The sequence below is a fragment of the uncultured Roseivirga sp. genome, from assembly GCF_963973945.1.
Taxonomy (GTDB): Bacteria; Bacteroidota; Bacteroidia; order Cytophagales; family Cyclobacteriaceae; genus Roseivirga.
Genome location: NZ_CAXBBV010000001.1, coordinates 331,698 through 343,474, shown reverse-complemented (window position 1 = coordinate 343,474; position 11,777 = coordinate 331,698). Strand labels below are relative to the sequence as shown.

Below are 11,777 nucleotides of genomic sequence, written 5' to 3'. Positions count from 1 at the left end.
TATGCCTGAATCTCAAAATATAGAATATAAAGAGTCATGGAGAGATGAATTTCTGAAATGGATTTGTGGCTTTGCCAATGCCGAAGGAGGGAAAATCTATATTGGGATTACGGATAAGGGAATTGTACAGGGAATCGCCAATGCAAAGAAATTGATGGAAGACATTCCTAATAAAGTGAGGGATGTTTTGGGTATTCTGATTGAAACTAATCTTCATTCAGAGGAAGGAAAAGAATATTTAGAAATTGTTGTTGAAGCATACCCTTATCCCATTAACTATAAAGGGCAATACCACATAAGAAGTGGAAGTACTAAACAAGAGTTAAAGGGGAATGCACTAAATAAGTTTTTGTTAGAAAAGACGGGTAAACGATGGGACGGAGTTACTCTTCCCAATATCACTATTCAGGAACTAAGCCCTATTGCGCTAAGGCTTTATAGAGAAAAAGCATCGAAAACGAATAGAATTGTAAAAGAGGCTTTAGAAGATTCTGATGAGATATTATTAGAGAATCTAAGACTTCTAGAGTCAGGAAAGTTAAAAAGGGCTGCTATCCTTTTGTTTCATCCAGACCCAGAGAAATATTTTCAAGGAGCATATACTAAAATAGGTTTTTTTAGAACCGATGATGATCTGGTTTATCAAGATGAGGTTCGAGGTAACCTTATGGAACAGGTCGATAAGATATATGACCTAATCATAACGAAATATACTACTTCTGCCATTGAATATTTGGGTACTAGCAGGGTAGAGAAAGAACTTTTCCCTCGTTTGGCGTTAAGGGAAGCACTTCTGAATGCTTTAGTTCATAAAGACTATAGTGAGGCCGAGCCTATTCAAATCAGTGTTTATCCAGACCATATCGTTTTTTGGAATGCAGGACAACTTCCGGAAAACTGGACGGCAGATAATTTAAAGCGAAAACATCCTTCAAAACCATTTAATCCAGATTTAGCTCAAGCCCTTTTCAGATGTGGTGAAATTGAATCATGGGGCAGAGGCACTATTAAAATGATTAAGGAGTCCGTTGCTGGCAAAATACTTCCACCTGAATTTAATACTGAAATGTCAGGAATGATGGTAAGCTTCTTCTCGGATGCGGAAGAGTTTCTTAAAAGAAAGGAATTAAAGAAAGAGCTTATAAAAGTAGTTTTGGATACACTAGAAAAAGGAAACACCAATAATTCTAGAGTAAGAGATATTTGTAATGTTAGTAAAGCTACTGCAACTAGATACTTGACAGAACTTGACGGAGAGTTTCTTGAAAGAGTCGGTAAAACAGGTGAAGGAACCTACTACATTATAAAGGGCTCATAAAGGGCTCATGATTATGGGTCGAAAAGATGAATATGTGCTTTACAATATGGTGTACTTGTTTTTGGTGGAATTGAAAGGGCTCATAAAGGGCTCATGATTTAATGGGTTAGATGAATTAAGAGCCAACAAATAACTGTTAATGATTATTTTAATATGATTAAAGACAAATAATGGATTCAGAACGAAATCTGAATAGAATAACTGCGAATAGAAATGGTTTACTTGTAGTTAATGCTGTGAAAATTTAAGAAAGATAAATTAGAGCAAATGGGAATAACGCTAACCGCCATCACTAACGTGTCATTACCGCCCAACCACGGCAAAGCGTATTATGTTGCCATTTTAGAAAAACTAAAATCACTCAATCTTTCAACCACCTATATAAATCATAATGGCAAAGAATGCATCTCTCATAGCCCTTGGCATTATTATAAAGAGCTGGTTTGGCTAGAATCTAAAAATAGAGAAGAAGAAGTAGGAATCGTTTTTGAAAACCCTACATGGTACGAACCAATACTTTACCCAGAAGTTGGATATATCATGACAGGCCACAGGTACAATTTTTTATTCGATGCAGCCTTCTACCAACGCACTCGGCCAAATATTGAAAAGGTAGTAAAGGCTTTGGGCGGTACAGAAGTAATATGGCTAGGCGATGTTGCTCCACTCTACAAGTATGAAGAGTTGGCTTATGATGCCGAAACCAGCTATGAAGAAATTAAAGACCTAATGCTGAAAGAACTAGGGCCGCCCATTACCCAGCATGCTGAACTCGATCAGAATAATGAGCATCATTATTTTTTAGATAAATTTGAAGCGTAAAACTCGAAATCAACCTTTCCCAAAAACGATCATGTATTTTTCTACCTTTGTATTTCTTGAGTCAAGGCTTAAGAAAACAACATTGGGTTAAAGCTTTATGCTAAAAAACGACAACTTATCGGACGAGGAGGTAATTGCATTCTTTAGAGCAGGGGGCCACGAACGCTATTTCGAGATCATTACCATAAGGTATGAAACTTATATTATTAAGAAGTGTCGTAGCTACGTAAAGAATGAAGACGTTTCGGAAGATCTTTGTCAGGAAATTCTGATCAAGGTGTTTATGCAGCTCAAGAATTTCCGCAGCGATGCAAAATTTAAAACCTGGCTCTATTCCATTATCCACCACACCTGCATTGATTATTTGCGGAAGGAGAAAAAGAAAACGCACACCGTAATTTCTGAAAAGTTGATGGACGAAATGATCGACTTGGTGGAGGAGGATGTATTGGACAAGGACGCCATGGAAACCGCCTTATTTAAATTATTGGAAGAGATTACGCCTGAAGAAAAGTTAATTCTGCTGCTCAAATACAAAGAAAAACACTCGATTAAAGAAATTGAGCAAACCATGGGCATTTCGGAAAGTGCTGTAAAAATGCGTCTTTCTAGGGCCAAAGAAAAAATCAACAAGCTATATTCTAAATACAGCAATCACGATTAATCTATTCGGCAAAGTAAATGCGCTTTACTCTGTCACTCACATTGGTCAATATTTCGTAAGGAATCGTTTTCGCGTTTTTTGCCAATTCAGAAATGGTCGGTTTTTCACCAAAAATGATCACGGAATCTCCTTCTTCGGCTTCAATATTAGAAATGTCTATCATCGTCATGTCCATGCACACATTGCCAATCACCTTGGCCATTTGTCCGTTCAGCATTACCTCTCCATTTCCGTTACTGAAAATTCTTGAAAAGCCATCGGCATAGCCAATCGCAATGGTAGCAATGCGCATGTTCTTGGTTACTTTTCCTTTTCTTCCATAACCAATCGTTTCTCCCTTTTTCACATTTCTGATTTGAGAAATCACCGTTTTTAAGGTGCTGATCGACTTCAGTTCATCCTGCAAATTACCACAGGGTTCAATGCCGTAAAGCCCAATGCCCAATCGCACCATATCGAATTGGTATTCGGAATAGGCCACAATTCCGGCTGAGTTTAAAGCATGTTTTATGGTTTTTATACCCAGTTGCTGCTCTACTTTTTCAGCATAGGTTTTAAAAGTACGTAATTGTTGAAGAGAAAAATCTGCATGTTCTGCTTCGTCCGATGCCGCTAAATGCGTGTACAAACTTTGTACTTTAACATGGTGCAGATGCTTAAGTTCATTGACTAAAGCTTCCAAATCTTCTGGGTCAAAACCTAAGCGATTCATACCAGTATTGATGGTAAAGTGGCCTTTCAGCTCAATACCCTTTTTCATATAAAACTCCGAAAACACTTTTAGCTGCACGAAACTGTAGATTTCAGGCTCGATATTATAAGTCACCAAATTAGGTAAATCTTCCTCCGAAGGGTTGATTACCATAATCGGAAGGTTGATTCCTGCTTTTCGTAACTGAACGGCTTCATCTACATAAGCCACGCCCAAATAATCTACCTTATGAAACTGTAAAAGATGAGCAATTTCAGATCCTCCACTTCCATAAGCCAATGCCTTCACCATTATCAACAGTTTGGTTTCTGGCTTTAACAGGTGACGGTATACATTAAGGTTGTGCGTCACCGCATCCAAATCAATTTCTAGTACCGTGCGGTGAATACGCTCTGTCAGCTGCTTCGCGATTTGCTCAAAGCCAAAACTTCGGGCGCCTTTAATCAGAACAACTTCTTTCTCAAAACTATCTGTCGAATGCTGAAGAAAGTCTTCGGTTGAAGGGTAAAATTTGGTTGAAGTCGGAAACAAGCTTTTAAAGTCGGCCAGTTCTTTTCCAATAGCATAAAGTTGTGTAATTCCTTTTTCTTGTACCAGTTCGGCCACACGCGCATATGTAGTTTCTTTCGGGGCCGACTGTGGAATGTCGGAAAGAATCAGTGATTTTTTGGGGTAGTGCTTTTGTTGAGACAAAAAGTCGAGTGCAATTTCAAGCCCAGCCAAGTCATTATTATAGGTGTCATCTATAATGTAGGTCTGGTTAATTCCTTTTTTCAGCTCTAGCCGCATTTTTATAGGCCGCAAAGCATCTATTCCTTTTTGAATTTCCGAAGGAGACCAACCGTTAAAATATGCAAAGCAAATGCAGTGCATTATGTTTTCTACATAAGTATCATTAACAGAATGTACTTTTAAGCTGAAGGACTCGGTTTTACTTTTCAGTTCAAAAAAGGAACCGTCCTTTTTTGTTACTTGAAGATCGGCTTCAGAATTAAAGCCCCAAGAAGTTTTGTGCTTGGGTGGCTTTTTCATCCTGTTTATACCCTCATTAATCAGTGGGTTATCATTGCGATAATAGAGCTGATCAATCCCTTCAAAAAGAATGAGCTTTTCATCCAGTTTTTTACTGATTGAGTTAAAGTATTGCTCATGAGCCGAGCCAATATTAGTAAGAATTCCATGAGTAGGTTGAATTATCTCTTTCAGAGGATTCATTTCCCCAGGTTCCGAAATTCCTGTCTCAAAAATTCCCAGATCATGCGCTTCATTTAAAGGCCAAACCGATAGCGGCACACCAATTTGCGAATTGAAGCTTTTTGGGCTTTTACATACATTCTGTTTTTCTGAAAGCATTTGAGCCAACCATTCTTTTATAATGGTTTTTCCGTTACTGCCCGTAATAGCCACAACTGGTTTATTAAAGGCGGCTCTTTTAGTAGCGGCTATAATTTGCAGGGCTTTAACAGATGAGGCTACTTTAATAATGTTTACGTTCTCAGGAATCTCTCCAATCTCCTTTTCTACTACAAAGTTTTGAAAGCCCGTTTTGATCAATTCGGGAATAAATGAATGGCCGTCATGATGCAGCCCATCAATGGCGAAAAAAAGCCCCGACTCTAAATCAAAGGCCTTTCGGCTGTCCGTCATTAAATGGGCAATATCATTATCTATCGCCTTAGATAGATATTCGCCATTAATTACATCAAAAATCTGTGAGAGTTTCAAGCTTTAAAATTAGTAAAGTTTAGCACCATTCGGCACGGCCTTATCTGGTCTTGCCAGTATTATATTTCCATCTTCATCGGGGAATCCCGTAACTAGAATTTCGGATTTAATATTGGCGATTTGCTTAGGGGGGAAGTTTACAACGCACATTACTTGAGTGTTAAGCAAATCTTCTTTTGTATAATGGTGTTTAATCTGCGCGCTGGATTTTTTTATTCCCAGTTCAGGCCCTAAATCGACAAATAGTATCCAAGCAGGCCTTCTTGCCTTCTCAAAATCTTCCACTTGTATTATAGTGCCTACTCTGAGGTCAATTTTTTCGAAGTCTGACCAGCTGATGAGGTTATTCATGTATAATTATTGTTTACGGAGTTTTAACACTAAGTTAGCGCTTAGAGCAGAAAACTAAACAAAATAAAATATCGACCGTTTAGATAATTGCGATTTTTTATTAATTTTATCCCCCCCATGAGATAAATACTATGAATAGACAACTACTTCGTATCTTCACTTTCGGAATTTTAGGGATGTCAATGCATTCTATGAGTGCCTTGGGTCAAGAGGGTGAAGAAGTGCTCTTACCTGTTCCTAGACATGAAAATACAGCTATTCAAGATAGTCTGATCCCAGTGGATTTACATTCTGAAGGTAAGCGCGAGACCCCTCGTGGTAATGGAGAGTCTGTCATATTAAATTCAGAGTTGAACACTGTTTCTCTAGAAAAACCATCAGAAAGAAAGGACAATCAACCAAAAGTTGCCAATAAAGAAGACAATCAATCGGCTCTTTCTTTTAATTTTCTTTACTACATCTTTTACAAGTTTAAGCCCTCAGAGGTTTTTGAGAAGAAATAAATACCTTCTTTAACTTCTTTTGACCTTTTGAAAATTCATTGTTGCAATGGTGTTGCATTTACGTATAACTTGCGGCATGATTTTGAAGCGTCTCCCAGTTGTAATTTTATTGCTAAGCTTTTTTAACCTAGTTGCTGTTGGTCAAACCAATTGCGATTTGAAACTATCTGGGGTTATTAAAGGAAACGATAGTGGAGAGACAATTCCCTTGGCAACAATTGAAATCCAGAATACTCAAAAAAGAGTAGTGGCCAATGAAAAAGGGGAATTTGAAATCGTAGGACTTTGCGCAACAACTTATGAAATCTTAATTCGATTTGTTGGCTACGAACCATACAAACAAACCATTACCCTTACAAAATCGACTAAAATTCAAGTGGGGCTGGCTCCCGAAATTACAGATTTGAATGAAGTTACGGTTGAAGGTGAAAAAGCAGAAGAAGTAGCCACTTTAAAACAGCTGGAATTAAAGAAGGAAGAACTCTTTAAAAAGAGTGGTGAATCACTAGGCAAAACCCTTTCTAGTATGTCTGGAGTAAATATGCTTCAAACAGGGCCAAACATTGCCAAGCCAGTTATTCACGGGTTGCATAGCAGCCGTATCCTTATTTTGAACAATGGAATTAGGCAAGAAGGTCAGCAATGGGGGCAGGAACATGCACCAGAGATTGACCCATTTGTAGCGACTAACCTTCAATTAATTAAAGGTGCTGCGGCAGTAAAATATGGTTCCGATGCAATTGGTGGTGTTATTTTAGTAAATCCACCGGATTTACCAGAAGCAGCAGGTATTTCTGGCTCATTCAATGCTGTTGGTAATTCCAATAATGGAATGTATACTGGAAGTGCTATGGTTGAAGGAGGTGTTGAAGGACTTAATGGCTTTGACTGGAGACTTCAAGGCAGCTATAAGAAGGCTGGAGATTCTAAAGCACCAAATTATAGGCTAACCAATACTGGTACATTAGAAAAGAACTTTTCGGTGGGTTTAGGTTACCATAAAGAAAAAGGAGGACTCGAATTATACTTCAGTAGTTTTGATGCCGAAATAGGAGTGCTTAGAAGTGCCCATATAGGAAACCTTACAGATTTAGAAAGAGCAATTGGAAGTGATAGACCACTTTATATTAGTGATTTCAGCTATGACATCAATAACCCAAGACAAAGGGTACAACATCAGTTATTAAAGTTTAATGGACATTTAGATTGGAACGACCTTGGTGAAGTTACTGTGCAGTACGGCCTTCAACGAAATCAGAGAGAAGAATTTGATATAAGAAGAGGTGGAAGGTCTGCTATTCCGGCCCTTTCGCTAGAGCTGATTACGCATACAGTTGAGTTAGATTTAGACATGAATCCCCTAGGCGATTTTAAAGGAGATATTGGTGCCAGCTTTCTTTTTCAAGGAAACTCCAATAACCCAGAAACAGGTATTAAGCCATTGATTCCCAATTTTGACAACTGGACCGTTGGGGTACATGCCATTTGGAGGTATATCCAAGATCAGTATGAACTAGAAGGGGGTGTTCGTTACGATTTCAAGCATTATTTAGTAAAGCGTTTTGATTCGCAAAATAACCTACTGACTCCAGAGTTTGATTTCAATAATGTAACAGGCTCATTGGGAGCGGTGTTTTTTCTTCCTTCAGGATGGAATTTCAGAACTAATTTAGGAACTGCCTGGCGCGCACCCCATATTAACGAGTTGTACAGTGGAGGCCTTCACCATGGCTCTGCTGCCATTGAAAGAGGAAATGAGAGTCTTGCTAGTGAAAAGGCCATCAAGTGGATTAGTAGCTTTGAAAAGGCCACAGAGAAGTTTGATATGAACATAGCGGCTTACTACAATTATATCTACGACTACATTTATCTGAGGCCAGAGAATGTTGAGCTTACCATTCAAGGTGCTTTTCCATTGTTGAGTTATACCCAAACGGATGCTTCTTTTATTGGGCTAGATACGGATGTAAGCTACCATTTGAACAAACATTTTGATGTTACGGGTAAGCTGTCGTTAATCAGGGCGGAAGACCAGCTGAATAAGGGGCCATTGATTAGTATTCCTACCAACCGACTTTCCACGGGTATTACATATAATTTCAATGATGGCTGGTTGAAAGATCCTTACATTTCATTATCAGCCGATATGGTTGACAAGCAAAGAAATGCACCAAGGGTGGTGAGTATCTCTGAAGTAATAGAAGCCAATGAAACAAACTCTGATCTTTTTACGGACAACCAAACTGTTTTTGACTTTTTAGCTCCGCCTGCTGGCTATACCAATATTGGTTTTAGTGTTGGTTTTAAAGTGCCTGTTTCTGGAAATTACTTGGCGCTGTATGCTTCTGTTGAAAACATGTTCAATAATAGCTATCGCGATTACATGAACAGGCTGCGTTACTACTCGGACGAGACGGGTAGAAACTTTAGCGTTAAATTGAATTACAGTTTTTAAGGGATTATTTAGATTGGTTGACAATGAATTTTTCAATGTCCTTCAAGGTTAGGTTGCCTTCGTAGTAGGCCCTTCCAAAAATCACAGATTTAACACCAATCTCTTCTAGTTTCTTAATGTCGTCAATAGATCTTACTCCACCACTGGCAAGCACGTGGATTCCTTTAAAGCGAGACACAATTTCTTTGTACATCTCAAAATTTGGACCTTCTTGGATACCATCTTTGGCTACATCTGTGCTCTTTACATACTTAAGCCCGCGCATGTAGTAGTAGTCAATATGGTCAAACATATCAATGTTGGTATCCTTTTGCCATCCTCTTATGGCTATTTTGCTATTTCTGGCATCTGCCCCAAGAATGATTTTTTCTCTACCGTATGACACAAGCCAAGAACCAAACTGTTCTTTATCGGAAGTGGCAATAGATGCGGCAGTGATTGAAGTAGCTCCATATTCATAAGCTTTGCTAATGTCTCCATCAGTAGCAATACCACCGCTATAGTCTACTTTCAGTTTTGTATAACCTACTATTGATTCTAATACATGATAGTTTACTGGAGTGCCGCTTCTTGCTCCATCTAAATCAACAATATGGATTTTCTTTACCCCACAATCTTCAAACCTTCGAGCAATATCAACAGGGCTGTCTTTATATACAGTACCGTGTTCATAATCGCCTTGCTTTAATCGGGTTAGTTTTCCGTTGATAATCGATATTGAGGGAACAATTTTTATCATATTAGTTGGGTATATAAAGCTTGAGGAGCCAAAATTAGCGGTTTCTAACACCAAAAAGAAAAAATCTATATTAATATTATGTTAGAATTCAAGCCAAGTAAAATAGGCTTTTTGAACCATTATTCAAAGTTTATTGCCTATAAAATATTAACCCACTGAACGTCAATATCTCAGTTTTAGTTATTCTTTTTCTGCCGTGTTCTCGGTAATTAATTTGAAACCAGACCCATGGATAGTAATAATTTGTACAGATTCATCTGCTTTCAACATTTTTCTGAGTTTAGCAATGTAAACGTCCATGCTACGGGCATTAAAGTAGCTGTCGTCTCTCCATATAATTTTTAAAGCTGTAGAACGATCCAATGGTTGGTTTTCATGGAGGCAGAGAAGCCTTAAGAGCTCTGATTCTTTAGAAGTAAGTTTGTTTTCACCTCCATCCCAAGAAAGAATTTGTTTGTCGAAGTCGAAGCGAAAAGAGCCGAACTCAAAGATTTTCTGATCGGAAATTTGGGGATTCTTTTCGGCTGTTCTTCTCAATATGGCCTGAATACGAAGCAGCAATTCTTCCATACTAAAAGGTTTGGTAATGTAGTCGTCACCCCCAATTTTAAAGCCTTCAATAGTATCTTCTTTCATTGATTTGGCCGTTAGAAAAATGATAGGAGTTACTTTATCGTCTCTCCTTATTTCTTTGGCCATAGAAAACCCATCTTTTTTAGGAAGCATTACATCAAAAAGGCATAGATCAAAAGCTTCACGCTTAAATGCTTTGACACCTTCCTCGCCATCGCGGCAAAGTTTCGTTTCATACCCTTTTAACATTAGGTATTCATTTAAGATTTGCCCAAGGTTGGGGTCATCTTCTACAAGTAAAATTTTAAAACTAGCCATGATTGAAAGGTAAATATACTTTAAATGTGCTTCCTTTTCCTAGGTCGCTTTTCACAGAAATGGTTCCTTTGTGCATTTCAACAATGTTTTTTACATAAGAAAGGCCAAGGCCAAATCCTTTAACATCATGAATATTACCAGTAGAAACCCGGTAAAATTTTTCAAAAATTTTGTCAATATCTTCTCGCCCCATACCAATTCCCTTATCAGATATTTTTATGATTACTCCCGTAGAGATGTTTTCAGTTCTGATATGTATTTCTGGTGGTTCTGGTGAGTATTTATTGGCGTTGTCCAGTAGGTTATAAATAATATTCGTAAGATGGACTTTGTCGGCCTCAATATTTGGGTTTGAAGCTAAAAGCTGACTTGTGATACTACCCTGGCGCTTTTGCACTAGAATATCGATGTTCACTAGTGCCTTTTCAATAATATCGTGCACATCGGCAGTTTCGAATTTCAACCTAAAGTCTTTTTTGTCGAGACTGGCAATTTGAAGTACCTTTTCTACCTGCATTCCGAGCCTTTTATTCTCGTCCCTGATTACTTGAATGTATCGATCTACGATACCTTCATTTTTTCTCAAGTCCGCATCTTGAAGGGCTTCAGTAGCTAAAGACACCGTAGCAATTGGGGTTTTGAACTCGTGTGTCATGTTATTAATGAAGTCATTCTTAATTTCTGAAATTCTCTTTTGCCTAAGTATGATTACAATGGCGTATGTAAAACAACCGATAAGAATAAACATTAATAGCCCAGAGGCTGATAACGGCAGCAAACCTTGTTTTAAAAGGAATTGCTTTTGGCTTGGGAAGTAAACGCTAAGAAAATAATCTTTCGGCTGTAAGTCTGTTGGAAAGAGGTTGGCCTGCAGTTTTGAATTCTTAATATTATCTAAATCATCTACACTCGAGGAATTGATTAAATTGGCCTTACCTGTTCTTCTTTCAATAATTCCATAATTGTAGTCCAAATCAATCCCACGATTTCTCATTTCTCTTCTAAGAAGCGTATCTAACTCGGCTGGATTGACTCTTGAAAAAAGGTTGTTACTACCCACCAAGTGCTCTGCCCAATCTTTCTGAATAGACCTTAACCTACTCTTCATTTGTTGCTCTAGCTGAATGCGTTCTTGATCGAGATTAGGGTTGGTTTGGGAGTAAAAGTCTTGGAGCATTAACCCAAGGTTTACGTTGAAATCAATTTTATTATTTATTTCATCTACCTGGAGGTCGTAGGTAATTAGGTTTGGATTTAGAGATGGCATTGGCCGCCTGTTCTGAGGACGAAAAGGATTGGTTAAACTATCGCCCTGCTGCATTCTTTCTGGCTGATTTGGCATCATTTGGCTAACGTCCGTCTGCAAAAAGTTGGTGTCATTTTGCCGAGCGAGCTTGTTCGTTACCTCATTTAAGGCCGTCTGAACATTTTGGGTAAATCGTTCCTCATTTACCTTGGTTACTTCTTTGATCCAATAAAACTGGAAGACGATCAAACCGAGCATGGCTATGCTCAGCAATCCTATCAGCCACCTTATCTTCATTCTACTCATGGCTCAAAAGTACTTTAATAAAATGGTCATGGCTGTGAGCTTAAC

Annotated in this window: 10 protein-coding genes; 5 read left to right on the top strand and 5 right to left on the bottom strand. The window is 38.3% G+C overall.

The window, feature by feature from the left end; genetic code table 11:
• The first annotated feature begins 1 nt into the window (after position 1).
• From AAC026_RS01635 to AAC026_RS01625, 3 genes are all read left to right on the top strand, one after another.
• Positions 2-1,318, top strand: a complete 1,317-nt coding sequence (locus AAC026_RS01635) for an RNA-binding domain-containing protein (RefSeq protein ID WP_339694479.1) — start codon at positions 2-4, stop codon at positions 1,316-1,318.
• Between the two features lie 267 nt (positions 1,319-1,585).
• Positions 1,586-2,140, top strand: coding sequence for a hypothetical protein (locus AAC026_RS01630; RefSeq protein ID WP_339694477.1), 555 nt, complete (start codon positions 1,586-1,588; stop codon positions 2,138-2,140).
• 97 nt (positions 2,141-2,237) lie between these two features.
• On the top strand, positions 2,238-2,804 hold the full coding sequence (locus tag AAC026_RS01625; protein ID WP_339694475.1) for an RNA polymerase sigma factor: 567 nt from the start codon (positions 2,238-2,240) through the stop codon (positions 2,802-2,804).
• Between the two features lies 1 nt (position 2,805).
• Here the strand turns inward: AAC026_RS01625 and AAC026_RS01620 are convergent, their stop codons facing one another.
• Both AAC026_RS01620 and AAC026_RS01615 read right to left on the bottom strand, forming a co-directional pair.
• A complete protein-coding gene (locus AAC026_RS01620) occupies positions 2,806-5,241 on the bottom strand; it encodes a bifunctional UDP-N-acetylmuramoyl-tripeptide:D-alanyl-D-alanine ligase/alanine racemase (protein WP_339607477.1) in 2,436 nt (811 codons plus the stop codon).
• 9 nt (positions 5,242-5,250) lie between these two features.
• Positions 5,251-5,592, bottom strand: a complete 342-nt coding sequence (locus AAC026_RS01615) for a tRNA-binding protein (RefSeq protein WP_339607478.1) — start codon at positions 5,590-5,592, stop codon at positions 5,251-5,253.
• Positions 5,593-5,723: 131 nt separating this feature from the next.
• Between AAC026_RS01615 and AAC026_RS01610 the strand changes: the two genes are divergently transcribed.
• Together AAC026_RS01610 and AAC026_RS01605 are read left to right on the top strand one after the other, a co-directional pair.
• Positions 5,724-6,095, top strand: a complete 372-nt coding sequence (locus AAC026_RS01610; RefSeq protein ID WP_339607479.1) for a hypothetical protein — start codon at positions 5,724-5,726, stop codon at positions 6,093-6,095.
• 76 nt (positions 6,096-6,171) lie between these two features.
• Positions 6,172-8,550 (top strand): TonB-dependent receptor, encoded by a 2,379-nt coding sequence (locus AAC026_RS01605; RefSeq protein WP_339694473.1) that lies wholly within the window; start codon positions 6,172-6,174, stop codon positions 8,548-8,550.
• A gap of 4 nt (positions 8,551-8,554) precedes the next feature.
• Here AAC026_RS01605 and AAC026_RS01600 read toward each other — a convergent pair whose 3' ends face one another.
• From AAC026_RS01600 to AAC026_RS01590, 3 genes are all read right to left on the bottom strand, one after another.
• Positions 8,555-9,289 carry a 1-(5-phosphoribosyl)-5-[(5-phosphoribosylamino)methylideneamino] imidazole-4-carboxamide isomerase gene (locus AAC026_RS01600; protein ID WP_339607481.1) on the bottom strand — a complete coding sequence of 245 codons (735 nt, stop codon included), beginning with the start codon at positions 9,287-9,289 and terminating at the stop codon, positions 8,555-8,557.
• Positions 9,290-9,469: 180 nt separating this feature from the next.
• Positions 9,470-10,180, bottom strand: coding sequence for a response regulator transcription factor (locus AAC026_RS01595; RefSeq protein ID WP_339607482.1), 711 nt, complete (start codon positions 10,178-10,180; stop codon positions 9,470-9,472).
• On the bottom strand, positions 10,173-11,732 hold the full coding sequence (locus AAC026_RS01590) for a HAMP domain-containing sensor histidine kinase (protein WP_339607483.1): 1,560 nt from the start codon (positions 11,730-11,732) through the stop codon (positions 10,173-10,175). The genes AAC026_RS01595 and AAC026_RS01590 overlap by 8 nt, the downstream gene beginning before the upstream one ends.
• Positions 11,733-11,777 lie beyond the last annotated feature (45 nt).